This is a genomic window from Oceanobacillus sp. CF4.6 (assembly GCF_051262635.1).
In the GTDB taxonomy this organism is placed as follows: domain Bacteria; phylum Bacillota; class Bacilli; order Bacillales; family Amphibacillaceae; genus Oceanobacillus.
Window position 1 is genome coordinate 30,473 of record NZ_JBIMEX010000006.1, and the last position, 26,394, is coordinate 56,866.

28 protein-coding genes are annotated in these 26,394 nt (G+C 37.6%); 27 read left to right on the forward strand and 1 reads right to left on the reverse strand.

Annotation, left to right across the window (positions count from 1 at the left end; translation table 11 throughout):
- Positions 1 to 87 precede the first annotated feature (87 nt).
- Together acpP and rnc are read left to right on the forward strand one after the other, a co-directional pair.
- Positions 88 to 321, forward strand: a complete 234-nt coding sequence (acpP, locus tag ACHABU_RS10790; RefSeq protein ID WP_435765068.1) for an acyl carrier protein — start codon at positions 88 to 90, stop codon at positions 319 to 321.
- Between the two features lie 120 nt (positions 322 to 441).
- Positions 442 to 1,125 carry a ribonuclease III gene (rnc, locus tag ACHABU_RS10795; protein ID WP_435764853.1) on the forward strand — a complete coding sequence of 228 codons (684 nt, stop codon included), beginning with the start codon at positions 442 to 444 and terminating at the stop codon, positions 1,123 to 1,125.
- A gap of 51 nt (positions 1,126 to 1,176) precedes the next feature.
- Here rnc and ACHABU_RS10800 read toward each other — a convergent pair whose 3' ends face one another.
- Positions 1,177 to 1,398: a DUF1128 domain-containing protein gene (locus tag ACHABU_RS10800; RefSeq protein WP_435764854.1), complete on the reverse strand. Its 222-nt coding sequence runs from the start codon at positions 1,396 to 1,398 to the stop codon at positions 1,177 to 1,179.
- Between the two features lie 172 nt (positions 1,399 to 1,570).
- On the opposite strand from ACHABU_RS10800, the gene smc reads away from it, so the two are divergent.
- The 25 genes from smc to flgC all read left to right on the forward strand — a co-directional run bounded on the left by smc (position 1,571) and on the right by flgC (position 26,385).
- Positions 1,571 to 5,137: a chromosome segregation protein SMC gene (smc, locus tag ACHABU_RS10805; RefSeq protein WP_435764855.1), complete on the forward strand. Its 3,567-nt coding sequence runs from the start codon at positions 1,571 to 1,573 to the stop codon at positions 5,135 to 5,137.
- Between the two features lie 13 nt (positions 5,138 to 5,150).
- Positions 5,151 to 6,143, forward strand: coding sequence for a signal recognition particle-docking protein FtsY (gene ftsY, locus ACHABU_RS10810; protein WP_435764856.1), 993 nt, complete (start codon positions 5,151 to 5,153; stop codon positions 6,141 to 6,143).
- A 73-nt stretch (positions 6,144 to 6,216) separates the two neighbouring features.
- Positions 6,217 to 6,534: a putative DNA-binding protein gene (locus ACHABU_RS10815; RefSeq protein WP_435764857.1), complete on the forward strand. Its 318-nt coding sequence runs from the start codon at positions 6,217 to 6,219 to the stop codon at positions 6,532 to 6,534.
- 13 nt (positions 6,535 to 6,547) lie between these two features.
- Positions 6,548 to 7,891, forward strand: coding sequence for a signal recognition particle protein (ffh, locus tag ACHABU_RS10820; RefSeq protein WP_435764859.1), 1,344 nt, complete (start codon positions 6,548 to 6,550; stop codon positions 7,889 to 7,891).
- Positions 7,892 to 8,066: 175 nt separating this feature from the next.
- Positions 8,067 to 8,339, forward strand: coding sequence for a 30S ribosomal protein S16 (gene rpsP, locus ACHABU_RS10825; RefSeq protein ID WP_435764860.1), 273 nt, complete (start codon positions 8,067 to 8,069; stop codon positions 8,337 to 8,339).
- Between the two features lie 13 nt (positions 8,340 to 8,352).
- Positions 8,353 to 8,580 (forward strand): KH domain-containing protein, encoded by a 228-nt coding sequence (locus ACHABU_RS10830; protein WP_435764861.1) that lies wholly within the window; start codon positions 8,353 to 8,355, stop codon positions 8,578 to 8,580.
- Between the two features lie 130 nt (positions 8,581 to 8,710).
- Positions 8,711 to 9,100, forward strand: coding sequence for a YlqD family protein (locus ACHABU_RS10835; RefSeq protein WP_435764862.1), 390 nt, complete (start codon positions 8,711 to 8,713; stop codon positions 9,098 to 9,100).
- An 11-nt stretch (positions 9,101 to 9,111) separates the two neighbouring features.
- Positions 9,112 to 9,624 carry a ribosome maturation factor RimM gene (rimM, locus tag ACHABU_RS10840; RefSeq protein WP_435764863.1) on the forward strand — a complete coding sequence of 171 codons (513 nt, stop codon included), beginning with the start codon at positions 9,112 to 9,114 and terminating at the stop codon, positions 9,622 to 9,624.
- Positions 9,624 to 10,364, forward strand: coding sequence for a tRNA (guanosine(37)-N1)-methyltransferase TrmD (trmD, locus tag ACHABU_RS10845; RefSeq protein ID WP_435765069.1), 741 nt, complete (start codon positions 9,624 to 9,626; stop codon positions 10,362 to 10,364). The genes rimM and trmD overlap by 1 nt, the downstream gene beginning before the upstream one ends.
- A gap of 147 nt (positions 10,365 to 10,511) precedes the next feature.
- Entirely contained in the window at positions 10,512 to 10,856 is a 345-nt protein-coding gene (gene rplS, locus ACHABU_RS10850; RefSeq protein ID WP_435764864.1) for a 50S ribosomal protein L19, read from the forward strand.
- 153 nt (positions 10,857 to 11,009) lie between these two features.
- Positions 11,010 to 11,579: a signal peptidase I gene (gene lepB / locus ACHABU_RS10855; protein ID WP_435764866.1), complete on the forward strand. Its 570-nt coding sequence runs from the start codon at positions 11,010 to 11,012 to the stop codon at positions 11,577 to 11,579.
- Positions 11,580 to 11,581: 2 nt separating this feature from the next.
- Positions 11,582 to 12,433, forward strand: a complete 852-nt coding sequence (gene ylqF, locus ACHABU_RS10860; RefSeq protein WP_435764867.1) for a ribosome biogenesis GTPase YlqF — start codon at positions 11,582 to 11,584, stop codon at positions 12,431 to 12,433.
- A 157-nt stretch (positions 12,434 to 12,590) separates the two neighbouring features.
- Positions 12,591 to 13,361, forward strand: a complete 771-nt coding sequence (locus tag ACHABU_RS10865; protein ID WP_435764868.1) for a ribonuclease HII — start codon at positions 12,591 to 12,593, stop codon at positions 13,359 to 13,361.
- 28 nt (positions 13,362 to 13,389) lie between these two features.
- A complete protein-coding gene (locus ACHABU_RS10870; RefSeq protein WP_435764870.1) occupies positions 13,390 to 15,174 on the forward strand; it encodes a hypothetical protein in 1,785 nt (594 codons plus the stop codon).
- Positions 15,171 to 15,446, forward strand: a complete 276-nt coding sequence (locus ACHABU_RS10875) for an EscU/YscU/HrcU family type III secretion system export apparatus switch protein (RefSeq protein WP_435764871.1) — start codon at positions 15,171 to 15,173, stop codon at positions 15,444 to 15,446. Before ACHABU_RS10870 ends, ACHABU_RS10875 begins: the two co-directional genes overlap by 4 nt.
- 105 nt (positions 15,447 to 15,551) lie before the next feature.
- A complete protein-coding gene (sucC, locus tag ACHABU_RS10880; RefSeq protein ID WP_435764872.1) occupies positions 15,552 to 16,712 on the forward strand; it encodes an ADP-forming succinate--CoA ligase subunit beta in 1,161 nt (386 codons plus the stop codon).
- A gap of 136 nt (positions 16,713 to 16,848) precedes the next feature.
- A complete protein-coding gene (sucD, locus tag ACHABU_RS10885; protein WP_435764873.1) occupies positions 16,849 to 17,751 on the forward strand; it encodes a succinate--CoA ligase subunit alpha in 903 nt (300 codons plus the stop codon).
- Positions 17,752 to 18,066: 315 nt separating this feature from the next.
- Positions 18,067 to 18,741: a DNA-processing protein DprA gene (gene dprA, locus ACHABU_RS10890; RefSeq protein WP_435764874.1), complete on the forward strand. Its 675-nt coding sequence runs from the start codon at positions 18,067 to 18,069 to the stop codon at positions 18,739 to 18,741.
- 119 nt (positions 18,742 to 18,860) lie between these two features.
- Complete coding sequence (gene topA / locus ACHABU_RS10895; protein ID WP_435764875.1) at positions 18,861 to 20,939, forward strand: type I DNA topoisomerase; 2,079 nt, start codon at positions 18,861 to 18,863, stop codon at positions 20,937 to 20,939.
- Between the two features lie 522 nt (positions 20,940 to 21,461).
- Positions 21,462 to 22,382, forward strand: coding sequence for a tyrosine recombinase XerC (xerC, locus tag ACHABU_RS10900; protein ID WP_435764876.1), 921 nt, complete (start codon positions 21,462 to 21,464; stop codon positions 22,380 to 22,382).
- A 13-nt stretch (positions 22,383 to 22,395) separates the two neighbouring features.
- Positions 22,396 to 22,941, forward strand: a complete 546-nt coding sequence (gene hslV, locus ACHABU_RS10905) for an ATP-dependent protease subunit HslV (protein ID WP_379495638.1) — start codon at positions 22,396 to 22,398, stop codon at positions 22,939 to 22,941.
- A 21-nt stretch (positions 22,942 to 22,962) separates the two neighbouring features.
- Positions 22,963 to 24,360: an HslU--HslV peptidase ATPase subunit gene (gene hslU, locus ACHABU_RS10910; RefSeq protein WP_435764877.1), complete on the forward strand. Its 1,398-nt coding sequence runs from the start codon at positions 22,963 to 22,965 to the stop codon at positions 24,358 to 24,360.
- Between the two features lie 27 nt (positions 24,361 to 24,387).
- Entirely contained in the window at positions 24,388 to 25,167 is a 780-nt protein-coding gene (codY, locus tag ACHABU_RS10915) for a GTP-sensing pleiotropic transcriptional regulator CodY (RefSeq protein WP_435764878.1), read from the forward strand.
- 369 nt (positions 25,168 to 25,536) lie between these two features.
- Positions 25,537 to 25,932: a flagellar basal body rod protein FlgB gene (gene flgB, locus ACHABU_RS10920; protein WP_435764879.1), complete on the forward strand. Its 396-nt coding sequence runs from the start codon at positions 25,537 to 25,539 to the stop codon at positions 25,930 to 25,932.
- 3 nt (positions 25,933 to 25,935) lie between these two features.
- The gene (gene flgC / locus ACHABU_RS10925) at positions 25,936 to 26,385 is read left to right on the forward strand and encodes a flagellar basal body rod protein FlgC (protein ID WP_435764880.1); all 450 of its coding nucleotides are present in this window, start codon (positions 25,936 to 25,938) and stop codon (positions 26,383 to 26,385) included.
- Positions 26,386 to 26,394: the final 9 nt, after the last annotated feature.

Here is a 26,394-nt window from a genome sequence, read left to right on the forward strand (position 1 = left end):
CGTTTAAGAGCTGAAACTGGCCGAACCTGTTCCAACTAGAAATTCATACTAAAATCTTTTATACTACTTGAAGGGAGGTGAAGTATGATGGCAGATGTATTTGATCGTGTAAAAGCTATTATCATAGATCGTCTTGATGTTGATGAATCAAAAATTGCAATGGAAGCCTCTTTTAAAGATGATCTGGAAGCAGATTCATTGGATGTAGTGGAGCTTGTAATGGAATTAGAAGATGAATTTGACATGGAAATCGCAGACGAAGATGCTGAAAACATAAATACAGTAGGTGATGCTGTGAATTACATAAACAGCAAAGCTTAACTATATTGCGGAATCCCGCTAGTTTGCTAATAGAAGATGTTCAAAATTTCTTGAACATCCTCATACAGAAAGTCTCGCTGATGCGGGGCTTTCGCTATATTGTAATTGGAGGCGACAGCCATGGATGTGGGCCAATTAGAAAAGCAATTGGAAATTAACTTTAAAGATCACAACCTGATAGAGCAGGCATTTACACATTCATCGTATGTGAATGAGCATCGGAATACGGTGTTTTCGGATAACGAACGTCTTGAATTTCTTGGTGATGCAGTCTTGGAATTAGGTGTATCTCAGTATCTTTTCAGGAAAAATAAAGATATGCCTGAAGGTGAAATGACTAAATTAAGAGCTGCTATTGTTTGTGAACCATCGCTAATGAATTTTGCCCTTGAGCTGAACTTCGGAGAATATCTTCTGCTAGGTAAAGGCGAAGAACAAACGGGTGGTAGGCAAAGGCCTGCAATCTTGGCAGATGTGTTTGAAGCTTTCCTTGGAGCTCTTTATTTAGACCAAGGATTTGATATAGCATTGAAATTTCTCAAGGTCCATGTTTTTCCGAAAATCAATACAGGTGCTTTTTCGCATGCGATGGATTATAAAAGTCAACTACAGGAATTGGTCCAACAGAGCAAAGATCAGTCAATTGAGTATAAAATTGTAGAAGAAAAAGGACCTTCTCATAACAGGGAATTTGTTGCTCAAGCAGTTATAAAGGGTAGTATAGCTGGTGAAGGTACTGGCAGAACGAAGAAGGAAGCAGAGCAGCGGGCCGCAAAATACGCACTTGATCATTCGAAACTGTAAAATAAAGAGGCTGTACACTTTATAGGGTACAGCCTCTAACTTTGAATGAATTTATTTTCTAATGCTAGCTAGTTCTGTAATAAAAGCTTGTGTTTCTGAAGCGCTTAGTTGACCTTTTTGTACAACCATGTCATACATGAATTTCAAATCTTCGTATTTATTCAAATTATAATCTTCCGGATCCATGATGGAACGATTAACGACATTTAACCGATCCGCTAATTCATCCAATAATATTTTCAAGTTTTCCTCATTTGCAATTTCTAAATTCATATTTATCCCCCCCGATCTCCTGACCACTGTAATATATGATGTCTGAATGGCACTGCTCTTCTTTTGTTACTCACTTTATGATAAAATAAATAAGTTAAAAAGCCAAGTTTTTTTAGAATATTAATGATAAGGAACACAGGGATAAGGTTTCTTTTGAAATAGGAGAATGTATATGTATTTAAAACGATTGGAAAGTGTGGGCTTCAAATCATTTGCGGAGCGGATAAATGTAGAATTTGTACCTGGAATGACGGCGGTTGTAGGTCCTAATGGTAGTGGGAAAAGTAATATAACCGATGCAATACGATGGGTACTTGGTGAACAATCGGCTAAATCATTACGTGGCTCTAAAATGGAAGATATCATATTCCAAGGCAGTGATACGAGGAAAGCATTGAATATAGCAGAAGTGACACTTGTGCTCGACAACGAAGATAAGCGAGTATCACTTGATTATGATGAAGTCAGTGTAACTCGCCGTGTTTATCGTTCCGGTGATAGTGAGTTCTATATCAATAAACAGTCCTGCCGGTTAAAAGATATTATTGATCTTTTCATGGACTCCGGACTGGGGCGGGAAGCCTTTTCGATTATAAGTCAAGGGAAAGTAGAGGAAATTCTCAGTTCCAAAGCGGAAGAACGAAGAACGATCTTTGAAGAAGCTGCCGGTGTTCTAAAATATAAACAAAGGAAAAAGAAATCCGAATATAAATTAGCTGAAACACAGGAAAATCTTAACAGAGTTGAAGATATTGTCCATGAAATTGAACAACAGATTAATCCATTAGAAGAGCAGGCCAAAACTGCAACAACGTATATGGAATTAAAAAATACATTAAAAGAGAAGGAAATCTCTTTTCTAGTCACCGAAATTGAACAAATTCACGGTGAATGGCAGTTGCTTTTAAAGGAACTCGAAAATGACAAAATGACAGAAGCTAATCAAAATACAGCCATAAAACGGAAAGAGGCTGACTTAGAAAAATTAAAGTTGCGTTCACAGCAACTTGATAATGAAATTGAAGCATTACAGGCCAGTTTGTTGACAGCGACGGAACAACTTGAAAAGTATGAAGGTAAAAAACAATTATTGGAAGAACGTTCGAAGCATTTTGGAGAAAATAGAGATAAACTGGAACTGCAAAAAAAGGAAACTACAGAAGAAATAAGTAAATTGCAAGATCTGTTGAAAAAAGAAGGAAAAGAACTAGCTGAGTTGCAGGAAAAGAGAAAAAAGGCGAAAGAAAATGCCAGTCTTTTGGAAATGCAACTCACGATGAGTAAAGAGAGCATATCCGAACAGATTGAAGAACTAAAGTCCGATTATATCGAATTACTTAATAAGCAGGCGGCAAAACGCAATGAAAAACAATCCATTGCACAGCAATTACAACAAATAGACGGTAAGAAAGATAAACAAGCTGAAAAATTTCAGGACTACATTACATTACGTAAGCAATTATTGGCAAAGCAAGAAGAATTGGAAATTGCTTCTAAGGATAAGGAAAAACATTTCTTTGAAAAAGAAAATTTAATTAAAAACTTGAAAAGCGATCTACAGTCCGAACGTGGCCACTTCCAGGACGCTCAGGCAAAACTTTATCAGGGATATCAGTATATCGAAAAAATGAAATCCAAAAAAGAAATGCTGGAAGAAATGAAGGAGGATTTTCAGGGTTTTTTCCATGGTGTTAAAGCTATCTTAAAAGCTCGTGAAGAAAAAAGACTGGAGAATATTTATGGAGCAGTTATTGAGTTAATTGAAGTGCCTAACGATTATATTACAGGAATTGAGACCGTTCTTGGTGGACAAGCACAACATATTGTCGTAAAAGATGATAAAGCGGCAAGAGACGCCATAGCCTGGCTTAAGAAGACAAATAATGGAAGAGCTACATTTCTACCTCTTGGGTCGATACAGGAGCGATTTATACCAAAAGATATCCTTCGCAAAATGGAGAATCACTCAGGGTACATAGGGGTTGCATCGGAACTGGTCAAAACCAGTAATCGATATCAAAAAGCTATCAATCACTTGATGGGGCACGTCATTTTAGCACGTTCATTAAAGGATGCTAATGAAATTGCTGCACTTGTAAACAGGCGGTTCCGTGTTGTTACCTTAGATGGAGATGTTGTAAATCCAGGTGGTTCCATGTCTGGTGGTGCCCAAAAGAAAACCAATCAATCACTTTTTACGAGAGAAAAAGATTTACAGGAAATGACAGAACGGTTACATGCGTATCAGGAAAAAGCATTGCAATTTGAAGCAACGGTGAAACGGAGAAAAAATAATGTTCAGGATTTAGAAAGCAAACTGTCTACTTCAGAAAATGACATATCCAATGTCCAAAATGAGTTACAGGAATTACGTACAGATTTAAAACAAGTAGAAATGAAGCTTTCTTCCATCAATGATAATCTTTCCATTTATGATATGGATAAAAACCAATTCGTTCAGGATAGTAATGATTTAATTATCCGTGATGCGACCTTGACCGATGAATTGGAAGAAACCAAGAAAAAACTGGAATCGATTCAGAAAGAAATTGAGATGTTAACCGATCAGAATGCGAAGCTTAAAGAAAACAAGGAACAGATGCAAAGTGACTTGCATCAGTTGCAGGTTACACTCGCTGAGCAAGATGAACGAGTGAAAAACCAACGTGAAAAAACGAATTCTGTAAAGCAGCAATTAAGCAGTTTGAAGGCACAACATGAAAAGTTTGAAAAAGAATTAATGAATTTTGTTGAACTGGAGACCTCCGGAGAGACAGAATCTGATATTGATCAAATGATTCAGTCTGCAAAAGAAGAGAAGGAATCCTCCAGTTTGAAACTTCAGGAAATACGAGATAGTAGATCCAGACAAACACAACTCGTCGGAGATATGGAACGTGAATTGAAAGAAGAGAATCAAGATCATCAACAGTATTTACAAGTGATTCAGCAAAAAGAAGTGAGGGTAAATCGCTTGGACGTTGATCTTGAAAATCGTTTAAATCATTTACAAACAGAGTATATAATTACTTACGAGAAGGCCAGGCAGGAATATGAAAAGGTAGAAAATATGGAAGAGGCAAAATCTATCGTGCAGCAGTTGAAGCTGGATGTGGAACGTCTTGGGCATGTCAATCTTGGGGCAATTGATGAATATGAGCGGATCTCCGAGCGATATACGTTCCTAACAGAACAAAGAAACGATTTAGTGGAAGCGAAAGATATCCTATATAAAGTGATTAGTGAAATGGATGAGGAAATGAAGCATCTTTTCGATGAAACTTTTACCAAAATAAAAGACGAATTTGGAGTTGTATTCACACAATTATTTGGTGGTGGACATGCAGAACTGAAGTTGACAGATCCTAAAAATCTTTTGGATACTGGAGTAGATATTATTGCCCAGCCACCTGGAAAGAAACTCCAACATTTAGGTTTGCTTTCAGGTGGGGAACGTGCCTTGACAGCTATCGCATTACTCTTTGCAATCCTTAGAGTACGTCCTGTTCCGTTCTGTATATTAGATGAAGTAGAAGCAGCATTGGATGAGGCGAATGTTGCTAGGTTTGCAAAATATGTTAAGTTATACAGTGATAACACACAATTTATTGTAATTACACACCGGAAAGGGACGATGGAAGAAGCGGATGTCCTTTACGGTGTTACCATGCAGGAATCGGGAGTATCAAGACTTGTTTCTGTAAGGCTTGAGGATACGAAAGAATTAATAAAGTCCTAGGAGGTTAACAAAAATGGGTTTCATGGATAAATTAAAAAATAAGTTTAAACAAAATGAGGAAACGAAAGAGGTTTCCAAGAAATATCAAGAAGGAATGAAAAAGACGCGTAATTCATTTTCAGGTAAGCTTAATGACCTCATTGCCCGCTATCGAAAAGTGGATGAAGATTTCTTCGAAGAGCTGGAGGAGGTATTAATTACTGCTGATGTCGGTGTTACAACCGTTATGGATCTGGTTGAAGAACTCAGAATGGAAGTAAAGCGGCAAAACATTAAAGATACGAATGGTGTTAAAGATGTCATTTCCGAGAAGTTAGTGGAGATTTACTATGGAGACGAAAACGAAGAAATCGAGAAGTTAAATATACAGGATGAGGGGCTTTCCGTTATACTGGTTGTTGGAGTAAATGGTGTTGGTAAAACAACCAGTATCGGAAAACTTGCACACCAGTTAAAGCAACAAGGGAAAAGTGTTGTATTGGCTGCAGGAGATACCTTTCGTGCAGGAGCTATCGAACAACTTGAGATATGGGGAGAAAGAGCGGATGTATCTGTTATTAAACAAAATGCGGGAAGTGATCCTGCTGCAGTGATATTTGATGGGATCAAGGCAGCAAAATCACGTAACGCTGATGTACTTATTTGTGATACAGCAGGCAGACTCCAAAACAAAGTAAACTTGATGAATGAACTTTCAAAGGTAAACCGTGTTATTGAAAAAGAAATTCCGGGTGCTCCGCATGAGGTGTTGCTTGTTCTTGATGCTACTACTGGGCAAAATGCACTTAGCCAGGCAAAAACATTTTCTGAAGCAACAGATGTTTCCGGTATCGTATTGACGAAACTCGACGGAACTGCAAAGGGCGGAATTGTGCTTGCAATACGAAATGAATTAAAGATTCCTGTAAAATATGTGGGCCTAGGAGAACAAATCGAGGATTTGCAGGAGTTTGATGCAAATGCGTTTGTATATGGGCTATTTGAGGATGTAGCAGTAGAAGAATAGAATACCTTGACAAGAAATCAGAAGTTTAGCTATGATGTTGTAAAGGTAATTCACTTAACAAGGGGTGTATAAATTGCTGGAAAAGACTACACGTGTCAATTATTTATTCGACTTTTATCAAGCATTATTAACACCTAAACAGCGCAATTATATGGAAATGTACTATTTGGAAGACTACTCATTAGGTGAGATTGCCGAGTTGTTTCATGTGTCACGTCAAGCTGTGTATGATAATATCAAACGTACCGAAGCAATGCTCGAAACCTACGAGGAGAAGTTGCATTTATATAGTAAATTCGATCAACGTGCATCACTCATTGATCAATTGGAAAGAACAATTGCAGATGAATCGTTATTGGAAATGATCAAAAAAATAAAAGAATTGGATTAGGGGGACACCTTCTATGGCATTTGAAGGATTGGCCGACCGTTTACAAAGTACAATAAAAAAAATTACCGGTAAAGGGAAGGTTTCTGAACAGGACGTTAAAGAAATGACTCGAGAAGTACGTCTGGCATTACTGGAAGCTGATGTTAATTTTAAAGTAGTTAAAGATCTTATTGCACGAATCAAAGAGCGGGCAATCGGGCAGGAAGTTATGGAGAGTTTAACACCTGGCCAACAGGTTATCAAGGTGGTAAAAGAGGAGCTAACCACATTAATGGGTGGCGAACAAAGTAAAATTGCTGTTGCTGACCGTTCCCCAACCGTCATAATGATGGTAGGTCTTCAAGGTGCAGGTAAAACAACGACTTCCGGAAAATTGGCCAACCTGCTACGGAAGAAGCACAATCGTGCACCATTACTGGCAGCCTGTGATATTTATCGTCCAGCTGCAATTAAGCAATTGGAAACACTTGGCGAACAATTGGAAATGCCTGTTTTCTCAATGGGAACTGAAGCAAACCCGGTTGATATAGCATCAAAAGCTATCGAAAAAGCGAAAGAGGATCACAATGATTATGTCATTATCGATACAGCTGGTCGATTGCATGTAGATACAAATCTAATGGAAGAATTACAGCAAATTAAAACAGCTGTAAAACCGGATGAAATCTTTCTCGTTGTTGACGCGATGACTGGTCAGGACGCTGTAAATGTTGCTGAAAGTTTCAATGAACAGCTTGATATAACAGGAGTTGTACTGACGAAGTTGGATGGCGATACACGTGGTGGAGCGGCTCTATCCATTAAGGCTGTTACTGGCAAGCCGATTAAATTTGCGGGTATGGGTGAAAAACTTGATGAGTTGGAGGCATTCCATCCTGAACGTATGGCATCAAGAATTCTCGGAATGGGCGATGTCCTCTCATTAATTGAAAAAGCACAATCAAATGTAGATGAAAAGCAGGTTAAAGAACTGGAAGAAAAAATGCGTACGATGTCCTTTACATTTGATGACTTTCTTGAACAAATGGGTCAGGTTAAGCAAATGGGACCGTTGGACGATCTAATGGCAATGATACCAGGTGCCAACAAGATGAAAGGTCTGAAAAATGCGCAGTTGGATGATAAGCAACTATCTCAGGTGGAAGCGATTATTCAGTCAATGACCAAAAAAGAAAGACAAGACCCAAGCATTATCAATGGAAGCCGCAGAAAACGTATTGCAAAAGGTTCCGGCACATCCGTATCTCAAGTAAACCGCCTGATCAAGCAATTTAGTGAAATGAAAAAAATGATGAAACAAATGACCAACATGCAAAAAGGAAAAAAAGGCAAGGGTGGCTTTAAATTACCATTCTAGTACAGATTAAATCAGTGGAAATGTGGGTTCTAGCATCGTTGCTAGTAGTCAAATCATGATGATAATCAGAAGAAATGTAAAAGATATTGCCTTGTAATGTAAAAACCCTTTACAGGCATAAATATTTCTGTTAGAATCTAGACTTGAGATAAACATTTTATTGGAGGTGCAAATAATGGCAGTAAAAATTCGTTTAAGACGTATGGGATCTAAAAGAAACCCATTTTATCGTATCGTTGTAGCTGATTCACGTTCTCCTCGTGATGGACGTTCTATTGAACAAATTGGAACATACAATCCAGTAGTTAATCCAGTTGAAGTTAAAATAGATGAAGAAAAAGCACTTGATTGGATGACAAAAGGTGCAAAACCAAGTGATACAGTTCGTAATCTTTTCTCAAATGAAGGCATCATGAAAAAATTCCACGATAATAAAAATACGAAATAAGTAGTGTGATATCATGAAAGCCCTGATAGAATCGATTGTTGCCTCATTAGTTGATTACCCGGAAGATATCGTCGTAACGGAAACAGAAGAAGATGCTAAAATTGTTTATCATCTTACTGTTAACCAGGAGGATGTTGGAAAAGTAATTGGAAAAAATGGACGTATTGCAAAGGCAATACGTACGGTTGTCTATGCAGCTAAGATAGATGGTAATAAACGTATTTATTTGGATATTATGTAAAGGGAAAGCGGACCCGCTGATGGGTTCTTCTTTCCCTTTTTACACATCAAAATTTGTAAAATACTTGTTCATGCTGATAATGAATGATCATGTACGTTAAAAAGATTTTTTGCGGGAGCGAGGAAATCCAGTGAATATCGTTAAAAAAGTTCTAATCAAGCAAGTTGTTACCGAGAAAAGTAAAGAGAAAATATACAGCAATTTCTATAATCATAAATTGCGACTTGAACAAGAGTGTCAACAACTCCTATTTGAAAAAAGGAAATTGCAAAATAAATCAGGAGTATCCAAGCATGATATCGAGGAACGTTTCCAGCAAGAAATTAATAATCGAAAAGAAAAGATCAAGCTAATTGATTTTAAGATAGAACAATTGGAAACACTGGAAATTGGAAGTGAAATTGTCGAAACGGAAGTTGAAGCTCTTGTTGAAGTGGAAGTTGGTTCCAACTGGAATGATTTAATGGAGAACCAGGCGATTATTATTAAAGATGATGTCGTTATAAGAATTGAGAAATAGCAGGTGATTATATGGAACATAAAATGTTTAACGTTGGGAAAATAGTCAATACACATGGGATCAAAGGAGAAGTGAAGATATACCGTATCAGTGACTTTGAGGAGCGGTTCGAACCGGGAGAATCTGTGTACATCATGAAGGATGATAAGCCAATCAAATTAACAATTGCTACACATCGTTTGCATAAAAGCTTTGACCTTGTTCAATTCAAAGGATATGAAAATATTAACCTTGTGGAGTCATTAAAAGGCTGTGAATTAAAAATAAGGGAAGAGCAATTGACCGATTTGAATGAAAATGAGTATTATTACCATGAAATTATTGGTTGCAAAGTCTATACAACTGATGATAGGAAATTAGGTGAAATTAAGGAAATACTGTCACCTGGAGCGAATGATGTATGGGTTATTAAACAGGAGAAGGGGAAAGACATTCTCATTCCTTATATTGACGATGTTGTCAAAGAGATAGATATTGATGCTGAAAAAGTAGTCATAGAACCAATGGAAGGACTGCTGGATTGATGCATATTGATATATTAACCCTTTTTCCAGAAATGTTTCCGGGTGTGCTTAATTCTTCTATACTAAAAAAGGCTAGAGAAAGAGAAAAATTCAGTTACAATCTCGTAAATTTCAGAGAATACACAGAGAATAAACATATGAAAGTGGATGATTATCCATATGGTGGCGGTGCAGGCATGGTGCTCACGCCACAACCCGTTTTTGATGCAGTTTCGGATGTGAAGAAAGATGGAAAGACAGATCCTCGCGTAATTCTGATGTGTCCTCAGGGGGAAACGTTCACGCAACAGAAAGCCGAAGAATTGGCCAAAGAAGAGCATCTTATCTTTATCTGTGGTCATTATGAAGGCTATGATGAAAGAATTAGAGAGCATCTGGTAACAGATGAACTTTCAATTGGTGACTACGTACTCACTGGAGGAGAACTGGGAGCCATGGCGGTTGTAGACAGTGTTGTTCGTTTACTTCCGGAGGTACTGGGTAATAAAGCGTCCGCACCGGAAGATTCCTTTTCCACAGGTTTACTTGAGCATCCTCATTATACAAGGCCAGCAGACTTTCGTGGAATGAAGGTTCCTGACATACTAATGTCCGGAGACCATGCGAAAATAAGAGATTGGCGCAAGGAAGAATCACTAAAACGAACCTACAAGCGCCGTCGTGATCTTTTGGAAAATTACTCGCTAAGTGTAGAAGATCAAACAGTATTGGAAAGAATAAAGGAAAGTGAAGGTAAATAGTTCACTTTTCTTTTATAAATAGAGTTGAACTATTATTTTCAATATGATATATTAGATATTGTGCTTATATTCGATTAAGCACATATAAACGATGTTCCGCTGTTCGAATCAGAATAATGAACATTGGTTTGGAAGGAGTGAAGTAGAATGCAACAACTTATTGCAGACATCACAAAAGATCAACTTCGTACAGATCACCCCGATTTTCGTGCTGGTGATACGTTAAAAGTTCACGTTAAAGTAGTAGAGGGAACTCGTGAGCGTATTCAGGTATTCGAAGGTGTTGTAATCAAACGTCAAAATGGTGGAATCAGTGAAACATTTACAGTAAGAAAAATTTCTTACGGTGTAGGTGTTGAACGTACTTTCCCAGTACATTCACCAAGAGTCGAAAAAATCGAAGTTACTCGTCGTGGTATTGTACGTCGTGCGAAACTATATTATCTTCGTAATCTACGCGGAAAAGCAGCTCGTATTAAAGAACGTCGTTAATCAGAACGAGCTGAATAAAAACGTTATTGGAAAGGAGCTTGGCAAAATTGCACAAGCTCCTTTTTGTTTTTATGATATAACTTAAAAGGTTGTATGAATATATGATACTGGCTTACAATAAAATAATACATCGAATGGCTCGGAGGGGAATACATGGCGAAAAGGGAAAAAAATGAATGGTTTGACTGGATAAAAGCGTTACTGCTTGCGTTTGGGTTGGCATTTATAGTCCGTATGTTCCTTTTTGCACCAATTGTGGTGGATGGGCCTTCCATGCTGCCAACGTTGCATGACAGGGATCAAATGATTGTAAATAAAGTTTCGTCTCATTTTCAGGAGCCAAAAAGGTATGATATCGTTGTCTTCCATGCTTCTGCCCAAAAAGACTTTATTAAACGAGTAATTGGCCTTCCTGGAGAGCATGTGGCAGTAGAAGATAATGTCTTGTATATAGACGGGGAAGAAGTAGAAGAACCTTTTTTGAATGAACAAAAAGATAACATGAAATCCTATCAGACGTTAACAAATGATTTTACGCTTGAGGCACTGCCTGGTGGTCATGAAGTAATTCCGGAAGGTCACGTATTTGTACTGGGTGATAATAGAGGGAATTCAACTGATAGCAGGATGCTCGGTGTTATTCCAATAGAACAGATTGTAGGCAAGACAAACCTTATCTATTGGCCATTTAATCGTATACAAATCGTAGGGAAGGAGGATTAATTATGCCAATACAGTGGTTTCCTGGACATATGGCAAAGGCTAGAAGGCAAGTGGAAGAGAAATTAAAGCTCGTTGATTTTGTTATGGAATTAGTGGATGCTAGAGCACCTTTATCCTCACAAAATCCGATGCTTCAACAAGTGATGCAAAACAAATCAAAGATGATTGTTCTTATGAAGAAGGACTTGGCTGATCAACGTGAAACAGAGAGGTGGATCAACCATTTTAAAGAGTTGGAGATTCCAGCAATAGCAGTGGATGTTAATAATAAATCAGATATTAATCGTGTCATCCAAATGGCTAAAGAGCTTGGTCAGGTCAAGATGGAGAAACTTATGAAAAAGGGTATCCAACCCAGAGCGGCAAGAGCAATGATTATAGGCATACCAAATGTTGGGAAATCTACACTCATCAATCGACTTGCGAAGCGAAAAGCAGCTAAAACTGGTGATATTCCTGGGATTACAAAGCAACAGTTATGGATAAAAATCAAAAAAGATTTTGAACTCCTCGATACGCCTGGTATTTTATGGCCCAAATTCGAAGATGAAATAGTTGGCTACCGACTAGCAGCAATTGGAACAATCAAAGATCAGCTTCTTTCCTTGCAGGACATTACTGCGTTTATTATTAATTATATGAGAGAACATTACCCGCAGCAGCTGGAAGAAAGATATAATATCGACCGCACGATGGATGATATGATGGAAATATTTAATGCTATCGGAGAGCAAAGAGGTGCACTGGAAAATGGTGGACATGTCGATTTTAAAAAGGTTTCTGATATCGTTATAAGAGATCTTCGCACAGGGAAATTGGGAAATGTTACGTTAGAAACACCAATAAATAAATAAGACATGCATCTTTTAGGATGTGTGTTTTATTTTTTACAAGTAAGAAGTATAACTTTCTTACTTGCATAAGTGCAACTAAGGCATTCGCCTAAAGGCTTGGCGGCCAAGTTTTCTAATCTACTACAAGCCGATATAAGATAGAGAGTAAGGTGCAATAATGGAAAAACAATCGATTACTGTTATAAAAAAGTTAATGAAAAACGGCGAACTAAGTGAAGCGAGTATTACCGAACTTAAAATGGATGAACGCAAAGGTGTCCAGTCACTATTGAATAGTTATGAAAAACAGAAAATGAAAGTCAAGCAGCTTGAAGCGAATTATTATACGATGACAAGTTTTGAAAGAATGGCATTTTCCAAGGGGAATAACTATATAGCGGGAATTGATGAAGCTGGTAGAGGTCCTTTGGCGGGTCCTGTTGTTGCTGCAGCCGTCATTCTTCCGACGGATTTCAAATTATTGGGCTTAAATGATTCCAAACAATTAAATGAAAGAACAAGAGATACATTTTTTGCTATCATTAAAGAACAAGCAGTAAGTTATGGGATTTCAATTATCGACAATAAAAAAATAGATGATATCAACATCTTTGAAGCAACTAAACTTGCAATGCGTGAAGCATTTGACCAGCTAACACCGGTTCCGAATCATTTGCTGTTGGACGCGGTCAAACTAGATCATTTGCCATGTACATCTGAATCGCTAATAAAAGGCGATACGAAGAGCGTTACAATTGCAGCGGCAAGCATTTTGGCAAAAGTAACCAGAGACAATTTAATGAAAGAAATACATAATGAATATCCGGTATATGATTTCGCATCAAATATGGGGTATGGTACAAAGCACCATATGGAAAAACTGCAAGAGGCCGGGGCATCACCGTATCATAGAAGGTCCTATGCACCAGTTAGGAATGTACTAGGTTAACAGTACTTGAGGGTTGAGGGGGAGTCAATTGAGTATTCATAAAGTGATTGGGGAAAGAATGTCTAAAATCCATCATGCGCAGCAAAACTTGAGGACTGGTCAAATAATTCAAGGTAAAATTCTTAAAATTTATCCGGACAATAAGGCACAGATTCAGCTTGGCAGTCAAAAAATGATTGCTCAATTGGAAGCATCCCTTTCCATTGAAGGAAAGTATCACTTTCAAGTACAAGCTTCAGATGAAATGATTCACCTGAAAGTGCTTGGTGGTCAATTGCAGTCGCAGTCAAGAAATATTGCCTCGAATCTTATGGAGCAGCTTGGTTTGAAAGCAACAAAAAGCAACATTTCATTCATGCAGAAAATGGTTCGTGAGAATATCCCCTTTGATCGAGCACAGGTGAATAATGCTTTACAAATATTAGATACAGCAAAACAAAAGGTGCAAGCACAGCAAGTTTTAATGGAGATGATTGCTCGTAAGTTACCAATCACAGAAAATGTATTTAACGCGTTAGAAGCAACAAAGCGTACAGACCTGACAACTCAAATGAGAGAAATGGGTCAGCAACTGAAAAAAGGCTCGATAAATATGGACCTCTCGATTAAAATGGAACAAATGACAGAGCCTTCTAGGAATCAAAAGGAATCAATGATTAGACAAATTATTGCAGATAATAATAGTAACAAACAGCATGTATTCCAAGTCTTAAAATCAGTTGGGATCTTGAGCCCAACTATAGATTTTACGTCTTGGAAATCGGAATGGAAACAATTGGAAGACTTATTAAGACAGAACGGTGCACCTTTGACTAAAACAGATATGAGAATGCCCTTTCAATTAAATACAAATACAGTTGTACAAGTTATGAAACAAGTAGATGCTAATAAACAAGTTCTATTTGCAGAATCTAAGGAAATATTGAATCAAATGGGAGGTCAATTAAGACAATCTATTTTAACTGGTTCTGTACTAATACAGGAGGATTTTTCCAGTCTGAAAGAGAAATTAACACAAAAGATCGCACCACTATTGTCAGTTGAACAAGGACAATTCATGAAGGCTTTTTCAAATCATCCGGTGCAGCTGGAACGTGTGTTAACTTTGTTGCAGACATTTAATGATCAACGGACTTTTACTCATTTAAGTACTACCTTAGAGGCGATTAAAATAGACAGTCTATTTAGCAACGCTTCTCCAAAAGAACAGTTTTTACAACAGATTAATCAAGTACTGAAATTTACGGGGCTGTCTTATGAAAATCAACTATCAACTAATTTAAAGGAAGAAAATCAGAGCATTAAATCGATGTTGATGCAGCTTACACAGCAGAGTGAAGGACCCTTACAGGAAAAGGCTGGACAGCTGATCCATTTTATTAATGGGATGCAATTAAATTCGGTAAATGAATCGGCAAACTTTATTCAGGCTTCCCTTCAAATTCCGGCTGAAAAATTGGGGTTAAATAAAGATATGGAGCTTGCGTTTGAGAGCAGAAAAACAGCAGATGGAAAAATTGATCCGGATTATTGTCGGATACTTTTTTATTTGGACCTCGAACATTTGAAACAAACGGTCATTGATATGAATATTCAAAAGCGATCTGTTTCAGTTACAATATACAATGATGATTATTCCAAATTAAAAAATAATACATTGCCTTTTCAGCCTGTATTAATACAAGGATTGAAGTCACTAAATTACCAACTGTCTTCTGTTCATTTTAAACCATTGCAGGAACAGAAAATAACAAACAGAGAAACAACCAAATTCTATCATTCTTCTTATCAGGGAGTTGATTATCGGGTATGACGGAAAAACGTAATAAGGCTACCGCACTCAAGTATGATCAAAAGAAAAATTCTGCACCAATGGTTACGGCTAAAGGAAAAGGTCTGGTTGCTGATGAAATTATTAAGAAGGCTAAGGAAAATGAAGTTCCTATTTTGGAAGACGCTTCCCTTGTCGAACTGTTAGCGGAACTCAATATAAACGAAACGATTCCAGAAGAATTATATCAGGCTGTTGCAGAAGTGTTTTCATTTATATATCATGCTGATAAGCAAATGAAATTGGGAGATTAGAAGTCAAAGCTAAATAATTAAAAAAAACAAATTTGTCTATTTCTTGTGAAATTTGTTTTTTTTTAATACAATGGTATTGCAATGAAATTGATAGGAGGATGGAATATGAACATTCACGAGTATCAAGGTAAAGAAGTTTTACGCCAATTTGGTGTGAAAGTTCCTAATGGCTATGTAGCCTATACTGTTGATGAGGCAGTTCAGGCTGCAGAGAAGCTCGGCACTTCTGTAACCGTTGTCAAGGCGCAGATTCATGCCGGTGGCCGTGGGAAAGCCGGTGGAGTTAAAGTTGCAAAGAGCTTAGAAGAAGTTCGTACATATGCGGATGAAATTCTTGGAAAGACACTTGTAACCCATCAGACAGGTCCTGAAGGTAAAGAAGTTAAACGTTTACTTATTGAAGAAGGCTGTGACATTAAAAAAGAATATTACGTAGGTGTCGTGCTTGACCGTGCTACTTCACGCGTTGTGTTCATGGCATCTGAAGAAGGCGGTACAGAGATCGAAGAAGTTGCAGAAGCTACTCCTGAAAAAATCTTCAAAGAGGTTATCGATCCAGTTGTCGGTCTATCTCCCTACCAAGCTAGAAGATTAGCATTTAACATCAATATTCCTGATGACCTGATAGGAAAAACGGTTCAGTTTATGACAGCATTATATAATGCATTCGTTGAAAAAGACTGTTCCATTGCAGAAATCAATCCACTCGTTACAACAGGTGATGGACAGGTTATTGCGTTGGATGCGAAATTAAACTTTGATGATAATGCGTTATATCGTCAAAAAAATATCATGGAACTTCGTGATCTTGAAGAAGAAGACGTAAAAGAAATTGAAGCATCCAAATATGATTTAAGCTATGTTTCATTGAATGGAAATATTGGTTGTATGGTAAATGGTGCCGGACTTGCGATGTCTACGATGGATATTATTAACCATTATGGCGGAGACCCCGCTAACTTCCTTGATGTTGGGGGCGGCGCGACAGCAGAAAAAGTAACAGAAGCGTTTAAAATTATTTTGTCCGATTCAAATGTTAAAGGTATTTTCGTTAATATTTTTGGCGGAATCATGAAGTGTGACGTAATTGCTGAAGGTGTTGTAGAGGCAACAAAACAAGTCGGATTGGAATTACCGCTTGTCGTGCGTTTGGAAGGTACGAATGTTGATAAGGGTAAACAAATTCTTGAAGAATCAGGATTAAACATCACTTCAGCAACATCAATGGCTGATGGTGCAGAGAAAATTGTATCCATGGTCAGCTAGTTTTAGAGAATTTGGCTTATCGCCAAGTTCTAATGGTGAAATCCTTAGTTGCACTTATACTGATTTCCTATAAAGGTTATACTTTCCCATCAGTGTAAGAAAACCTTTATTCTTACTATAGAAAGGACGGACGAAAATGGGTGTTTATGTTAATAAAGATACGAAAGTAATTGTCCAGGGAATAACAGGCGGAACAGCTAAATTCCATACAAAACAAATGCTTGAGTATGGCACAAAAATCGTAGGTGGAGTAACACCTAAAAAAGCTGGTTCAGAAGTGGAAGGAGTGCCAGTATTTAATACGGTTAAAGATGCTGTAGATGCTACTGGTGCAACTGCCTCTGTAATTTACGTACCTGCACCATTTGCTGCGGATGCAATTATAGAAGCAACAGATGCAGAATTGGATTTGGTTATTTGTATTACCGAGCATATACCAGTGTTGGATATGGTGAAAGTTAAACGTTATATGGAAGGTAAGAAAACACGTTTAGTTGGACCGAATTGTCCGGGGGTAATCACAGCTGATGAAACTAAAATTGGTATTATGCCGGGGTATATTCATAAAAAAGGCCATATCGGTGTTGTATCAAGATCTGGTACGTTAACCTATGAAGCGGTACATCAATTAACAGAAGCAGGTTATGGTCAAACATCTGCAGTTGGAATTGGTGGAGATCCGGTAAATGGTACAAACTTTATTGATGTTTTAAAAGCATTCAATGAAGATCCGGAAACGGAAGCTGTCGTAATGATTGGCGAAATCGGCGGAACAGCTGAAGAAGAGGCTGCTGAATGGGTGAAAGCGAATATGACTAAACCTGTTGTTGGCTTTATTGGAGGAGCAACTGCACCTCCTGGAAAGCGTATGGGACATGCCGGCGCAATTATCTCTGGCGGTAAAGGTACTGCTGCAGAGAAAATACGCGTGATGGAATCATGTGGGATTGCAGTAGCAGAAACCCCTGCAGTAATGGGAGAAACAATGATTAAAGTACTTAAAGAAAAAGGCTTGGACGAAAAATGTAAAACGCATTAACAAAAGCGGAAGCATCTGTTAGTCAGACTTTACTTCGGAACCTGGATTTTTCTTCTAGGTTCCGTTTCTATATTTTTTCGAAAGGAATGTTGTCTATTGGAATCTTTACGAAATAAATTAATACATTTGCATCGATGTCGTGGTATAACCCGAAGATTTATTCGCAAACTCCTTCATTATGATCCCACATTAAACGAAATCTACCGTTTGACCCAACCAGAAATGGTGAGACGATACTCCCTCCCGGGAAAAAATGCCACATTATTATTTTCCGATCTTCATAATCTAGCCTTAAGACAAAAGATTTTCCGCGATATGGAAAAATTTAAAATCATCACAATAGTTGACGAAAGTTATCCACCTATGTTAAATACAATAAAAGACGCCCCACTTGTATTATATGCAATTGGTGACACTACATTATTATCCTATTCCCCGGCTTTAAGTGTAATTGGTACAAGAAAACCAACAATGGAAGCTTCACAAAAAATGGAGCTTTTCGTGAAACCGCTTGTCAAAGAGAAATGGGTAATTGTTAGTGGAATGGCAATGGGCATTGATAGTTTAGCGCATAAAATTACGCTTGGTCATAATGGTAAAACAATTGCTGTTTTGGGTGGAGGGTTTCATCATATCTATCCAAAGCAAAATATATCTCTTTTTCATCAAATTGCAAAACATGGACTTGTATTGTCGGAATATCCTCCAGACATTCCACCGGCTAGGTATCATTTTCCCGAAAGAAATCGTATACTTAGTGGATTAGGGTTCGGAACCCTTGTTATTGAAGCTACCGAAAGAAGTGGTACATTGATAACGGTTGAACAAGCTCTTGATCAGGGTAGGGAGGTATTTGCTGTTCCAGGTTCTCCATTGCAGCCCCAAACAAAGGGTTGCCATCAAATGATACAGGATGGTGCAAAACTGGTTCATGAAGCAGTGGACATTTTAGAAGAATGGGATGGAATCAGCAAATTAACAACATATTAATTCTTCACATGAAAACAGAAAGAACAATACTTGCAAGATTGACAAATTTAAATTATAAATTTAGTATTAGGAAAGATTTCCAATCGTAAATTGTCAACCTCACTATAGGAGGCACTATCATGTCAGATTATCTGGTAATCGTTGAATCGCCAGCGAAAGCAAAAACGATTGAACGCTATTTAGGAAAAAAATATACGGTGAAAGCATCAATGGGTCACATTCGTGACTTGCCCAAAAGTCAAATGGGTGTTGATGTTGAAGATAACTATAAACCAAAGTATATCACCATCCGCGGGAAAGGCGATGTACTTAAAGAATTAAGAAAGTCAGCTAAAAAAGCGAAGAAAATATATCTCGCAGCCGATCCAGACAGAGAGGGAGAAGCGATTGCCTGGCATTTGGCTCATATTTTAAACGTAGATGAGACCTCAGATTGCCGAGTGGTATTTAATGAAATTACAAAAGATGCGATCAAAGAGTCATTCAAACATCCGCGTGCAATTGATTTGGATTTAGTTGATGCTCAACAAGCCAGAAGGATTCTGGATAGACTTGTAGGTTACAATATCAGCCCATTACTTTGGAAAAAAGTTAAAAAGGGGCTAAGTGCAGGGCGGGTTCAGTCTGTTGCACTTAAAATGGTTTTGGACCGTGAAAAAGAAATTGAACGCTTTGAACCAGAAGAATATTGGTCCATTGATGCACAGTTTCAAAAGGATCAGGAAATATTCGAAGGTTCCTTTTATGGAACTGATGGTAAGAAAGCGGATTTGAAAACAGAAAAAGACGTAGAAGAAATTAAATCAAGATTAGATGGAAACAAATTTACAATAGATAAAGTGAACAAACGGGAACGAAAAAGAAATCCAGCTCAGCCCTTTATCACATCGTCCCTACAACAGGAAGCAGCCAGAAAGTTAAATTTCCGTGCAAAGAAGACAATGATGATTGCCCAACAGTTATATGAAGGAATTGATTTGGGCAGAAAAGCAGGAGGCATTACAGGGCTGATTACGTATATGCGTACAGATTCAACTCGTATTTCAGAAACAGCTAAACAAGAGGCTAAATCCTATATCGAAGAAAATTACGGTAAAGAATTTCTTGGGGTTTCGAAAGCTGTAAAAAATAAAGAAGGTGCCCAGGACGCCCACGAAGCAATTCGCCCTACATCTACGCTAAGAGATCCAAAAACGATAAAAGATGTTCTTTCCCGAGAACAACTGCGGTTATACAAACTGATTTGGGAACGGTTCGTTGCAAGTCAAATGTCCCCAGCTGTCATGGATACAATGACGGTACACTTATTGAATAATGATGTTGAGTTTCGTGCTACCGGTTCCAAGATAAAATTCAAAGGATTTATGAGGGTGTATGTTGAGGGAACAGATGATAACAAAAAAGTAGAAGATAAATTGCTTCCGGATATGGTTGAAGGAATGACTGTAGATTCCAAAGAAATCATACCGAATCAACATTTTACACAGCCACCTCCGAGGTATACCGATGCCAGATTGGTACGTACAATGGAAGAGCGAGGTCTTGGGCGTCCTTCCACTTATGCACCAACATTGGATACCATTCAACGTAGAGGCTATGTGACAATGGACAACAAACGTTTTGTCCCGACGGAGCTTGGGACGATTGTATGTGAATTAGTAGAGGAATTTTTCCCTGAAATTATCGATGCTGATTTTACGGCAAGAATGGAAACGGATTTGGATTCCATCGAAGAAGGACAAATCGAATGGGTGAAAATTATCGATGGATTCTATGGAAACTTTAGTAAGCGATTGGATGTAGCTGAAAAAGAGATGGAAAAGATTGAAATTAAAGATGAGCCAGCAGGTATTGATTGTGAAAACTGTGGTAATGAAATGGTATATAAAATGGGGAGATATGGTAAATTTCTTGCATGCTCCAACTTTCCAGAATGCCGAAATACAAAACCAATTTTAAAAGAGATTGGTTTAAAGTGCCCGAAATGTAAAGAAGGTAATGTGGTAGAAAGAAAATCAAAGAAACGAAGAACGTTCTATGGTTGTGATCAGTTTCCAGAATGTGACTTTGTTTCATGGGATAAACCAATCGCAAGACCCTGTCCAAAATGTGAATCTCTCTTAGTCGAAAAGAAAACCAAAAAAGAGACACAGGTTCAGTGTACGGATTGTGAATACAAAGAAGTAGTGCAAAATTAGCTGTTCATTATTGAACAGCTTTTGTTTTTGTTCATTTATGTGCTTGAGTAGATAGTTTAAATTGTTCGTAAGATGGGAATTGTCTACTGTATTAAAGGAGGCAATTTAAATGCTAGTTCTTAAACGTTCTTTTGTAACCATAGATACAAAAGAAATAAATTGTATGAGCTTGGTATGGATGAAACAAAAGAAAAAATTAAAGAATTGGGAATAATTAAGTAGTAAGTTGGTTATAAAGGGTATTAAGGTGTTCACAAAAATTTCACTGTATTCCATTTTTAGCTGTAATAGTGTACCGATTTATTGACTATCTTTATTCAAGTCGATATAATTACGCATTGGTAAGTCAAATTACTTTACAGCTGTTTTAATCAATTGGATGAACGATCTAGAGATATATGGTACTTGTTAGGCTACGCAAATTATAATTCGATTCAGAATTTTGTTGCAATTTAGTTAAATTCATTGCTTTATCTTATGGAATATGCTATGATTTATCCGCTGTTCGATGAGGTGAAAGTATTGGCTAATTTTAAGAAACACAGTGAAGCATTTGTAGAGTACTTGCAGATTGAGAAAAATGCATCACCCTATACCGTGAAGTATTATCGGAATGATCTGGAAATTTTCTTTAACTTCTTAAATCAAGAAGGAATTCATAATCTGAATGAAATCGAGCAACGAGATGTCCGGTTATTTCTAACTACTTTATATGATCAGCAACTTAGCAGAAGATCCGTATCTAGGAAAATTTCTTGTTTGAGGAGTTTTTACAAATTTTTGGAACGGGAAGAACTGGTTAATACCAATCCGTTTGTTCACATATATTTACCTAGGACCAGTAAGTCGGTTCCGGGGTTTTTATATATGGAAGAACTGGAAAAACTGTTTGAAGTAAATGATATGACCAAACCAGCAGGCCAACGAGACCAGGCACTACTTGAAGTGTTATATGGTACTGGAATACGGGTGAGTGAATGCCAGGGGCTTAAACTAATGGATATCGATTTTTCGATCGGCACGATTTTAGTTAAAGGTAAGGGTCGAAAAGAACGTTATGTTCCCTTTGGACGATTCGCGGAAATTGCTTTGGAGACGTACATACATGAGGGCAGGCAAAAGTTACTGGAAAAAACCGATACGTCATCCGATATTGTCTTCTTAAATGCTCGAGGTAAGCCGCTTACAACCAGAGGGATACGTACAATACTAAATAAAATAGTTGAAAGAGCCGCGTTGACCGTTCATGTCCATCCGCATAAGTTACGACATACGTTTGCAACTCATATGCTGAATGAAGGCGCAGATCTTCGTACTGTACAGGAATTGCTTGGTCATGAAAGTTTATCCTCAACACAGATTTACACTCATGTTACAAAAGATCATCTCCGTGAGGTCTATATGAAAAGTCATCCACGGGCAAATGGTGAAAACAGAGATTAGTGAGGTGAAATGGATGACGAATGAAATGCATGCAACTACCATCTTCGCAATTCAGCACAACGGACAGTGTGCAATGAGTGGTGATGGGCAGGTTACTCTGGGAAATGCTGTTGTGATGAAACACAAAGCGAAGAAAGTTCGTACTCTGTATGATGGAAAAGTCTTAGCGGGTTTCGCTGGTTCTGTAGCTGATGCCTTTACGTTATTTGAGAAATTCGAGAGTAAACTTCAGGCATTCAATGGAAATTTAACCAGAGCATCTGTTGAGCTTGCGCAGGAATGGCGTACGGACAAAGTACTACGCAAGTTGGAAGCAATGCTTATCGTCATGAACAGGGATAATATGTATTTGGTCTCAGGTACAGGGGAAGTAATTGAACCGGATGATGGTATTTTGGCTATTGGTTCTGGCGGGAATTATGCCCTTAGTGCAGGCAGAGCACTTGTTAGACATTCAAGTGATTTAACGGCAAAAGATATAGCCCAAACAGCATTGGAAGTTGCCGGTGAAATCTGTGTTTACACAAATGATCATATTACGTTGGAAGTACTTGATTAATAAAGGAGGTTTTTCCTTAGGATGGGAATAAATTATACTCCAAAACAAATTGTGGATCAATTGGATAAATATATTATCGGTCAACAGCAGGCGAAAAAGTCAGTAGCAGTTGCCCTAAGAAATCGATACAGACGTATGCAACTGGATGATCATTTAAAAGAGGAAATTGTACCAAAGAACATCTTAATGATTGGACCTACTGGTGTTGGTAAAACAGAAATTGCAAGGAGACTTGCAAAACTAGTAGGGGCACCATTTGTGAAAGTGGAGGCCACTAAATTTACTGAAGTTGGTTATGTTGGCCGTGATGTGGAATCAATGGTTCGTGATCTTGTCGAAATGTCTGTTCGAATGGTAAAGGAAGAAAAGATGAAGGACGTCATGGGAACAGCAGAACAGGAGGCAAATAAAAAGCTTGTGAAACTGCTCGTTCCAGGGGCGAAAAAACAATCTGGTGTTAAAAATCCTTTTGAAATGCTTTTTCCTAATCAGAATTCAGATAATGACAACCCTTCACAAGAAGAGGATAAAGATGAGGAAATCAGGAATAAACGGCAACGAATTGAACAACAATTAGCTTTAGGTGAGTTAGAAGATCATATGGTAACAGTAGAAATAGAGGAAGTTCCTCCATCTATGTTTGACATGCTGCAGGGTTCAGGCATGGAACATATGGGAATGAACATGCAAGATGCGTTTGGACAATTCATGCCTTCGAAAAAGAAAAAGCGCAAATTGCCAGTTTCTGAAGCTAGGAAAGTGATAACACAGCAAGAAGCTCATAAGTTCGTTGATATGGATGAAGTTACTCAAGATGCCGTTAAGCGGGCAGAGGAAACGGGTATACTCTTTATTGACGAGATAGACAAAGTTGCAGGAAAGCAAGATTCCACTGCCAATGTGTCCAGGGAAGGTGTACAACGTGATGTGTTGCCAATTGTAGAAGGATCAACAGTTGTAACAAAACACGGACCTGTTAAAACGGACCATATGCTATTTATTGCTGCAGGTGCTTTTCATATGTCTAAACCGTCTGATTTGATTCCGGAACTTCAAGGGAGATTTCCAATTAGGGTTGAACTTGAGAAATTGTCGGTTGACGACTTTAAGCAGATACTTACCGAGCCGTCCAATGCTTTAATCAAACAATATCAGGCTCTGATAAAAACGGAAGGTATAAATGTAGTTTTTACAGACGAAGCTATAGATAGACTGGCAGAAATTGCCTTTCAGGTGAATCAGGATACGGATAATATCGGAGCAAGAAGATTGCATACGATCCTTGAAAAATTACTGGAAGACTTATCTTTTGAGGCATCTGATATAACGATGGAAAAAATTGAAATCACACAAAACTATGTAGATCAGAAATTAAATTCTATTGTACAGAACAAGGACTTAAGTCAATTTATACTATAATTTTTATAATTGAAATGGAGGATCATCATGGATCTATTAAATCGCGCAAGAAAAATCAACGCAATGTTACAAAAAGCAACAGGAAAGTCAGTTAACTTTAACGAAATGTCTGCATCACTAAGAGATGTAATCAAAGGGAATGTTTATATTGTAAGCAGACGTGGGAAATTACTTGGATTCGCTGTCAATCAAGAAATAGAAAATGAACGTATGCGATCAATGCTTGAAGAAAGACAGTTTCCTCAAGAATATACAGAGGGGCTTCATGATATTCGTGAAACGACAGCTAACTTGGATATAAATAGCACACATACCGTTTTTCCTGTTGAAAATAAGGAATTGTTTAAGGACGGTTTAACTACCATTGTACCAATCATTGGTGGCGGAGAACGTCTTGGTACTTTAATCTTAGGAAGAGTCGATGACAGTTTTAATGATGATGATCTTTTACTTGCAGAATATGGTGCAACCGTAGTAGGTATGGAAATTCTGCATGAGAAAACAGAAGAAATTGAAATGGAAGCAAGAAGTAAAGCAGTTGTACAAATGGCAATCAGTTCACTTTCATACAGTGAGTTGGAAGCAATTGATCATATCTTTGAAGAATTAAATGGTAATGAAGGTTTATTAGTAGCGAGTAAAATTGCTGACAGAGTTGGAATTACACGTTCTGTAATCGTTAATGCACTAAGAAAACTAGAAAGTGCTGGAGTTATTGAATCTCGTTCCCTTGGAATGAAAGGTACTTATATTAAAGTACTAAACAGTAAGTTCCTAATGGAATTGGAAAAACTTCGCTCGAGATAAATTGATTTAAAATTGGATATAAAAATAATAAAAAAGCTAGCAGATGCTAGCTTTTTTTATTATGTAGGAATTTATACTTATTATATAAAATTGTTATTAAAAGTCAAATAGGTAAAAAAACAATTTCTCAAAATAAATAATGATAAAAATAATGACTTGATACATCATTTTAGGATTCTTATAGATATTATTTCCATAAAAAGGTTAACTGATGATGACATAAGACTAGTTAATTTTAACTATTTTAGCTTTATATGGAGGAATTTGTCGAAAAGTAATAGACTTTGACTAGGTAATAATCTACAATATTCGTAGAAGGTACTGAAATTATGACTGTCTAATTAAAAATAGATGAAGGAGGTACCAAGGATGAATTTATTTGGAGGAACAATCAACAAGTTGGAACAATCACTTGATTATGCAACTGCCAAAAATAATGCGATATCAAATAATATCTCCAATGCAGATACACCGGGCTATAAAGCACAGGAAGTAACTTTTAAGAATGCTTTAAATGATGCACTATCATCTTCTCTACAAGCTAAACGAACCAATGAAAAACACATCCCCTTCAACTCAACCCAAAATTTGCCATACCGTACAGCTACAAATTCAAATACAACCTATAACCATAATGGAAATAACGTTGATATTGATAAAGAAATGACGGAGCTTGCAAAAAATCAGATTTACTATAATGGTGTAGTTGATCGGATTAATGGTAAGTTTGGCAGCTTGCAAACAGTGATAAGAGGAGGTAGTTAAAACATGTCAATCTTTACTTCTATGAATACGAGTGCCAGTGCTTTGACTGCGCAAAGACTTCGCATGGATGTCGTCTCGTCTAATATTGCTAATGCACAATCCACGAGAGCCGTTTTAAATGAAAATGGAGAATATGAACCGTACCGAAGAAAAATGGTAGTTATGCAATCCGAGGGAAGTGATTTTAAATCCATGCTGCAAAATGCCTCGAATACGAGTAGAGCAACGGGTGTGAAAGTTTCAGAAATTGTGGAAGATGACGAACCTTTCAAACTTGTATATAACCCAGATCATCCGGATGCAAACGAAGCGGGTTATGTGGAAATGCCTAATGTTGATCCGTTGCAGGAAATGGTTGATATGATGAGTTCGACAAGATCCTATGAAGCTAATATTACTGCACTCAATGCAAGCAAAAGTATGTTGATGAAAGCATTGGAAATCGGCAAATAGAAAATAAGG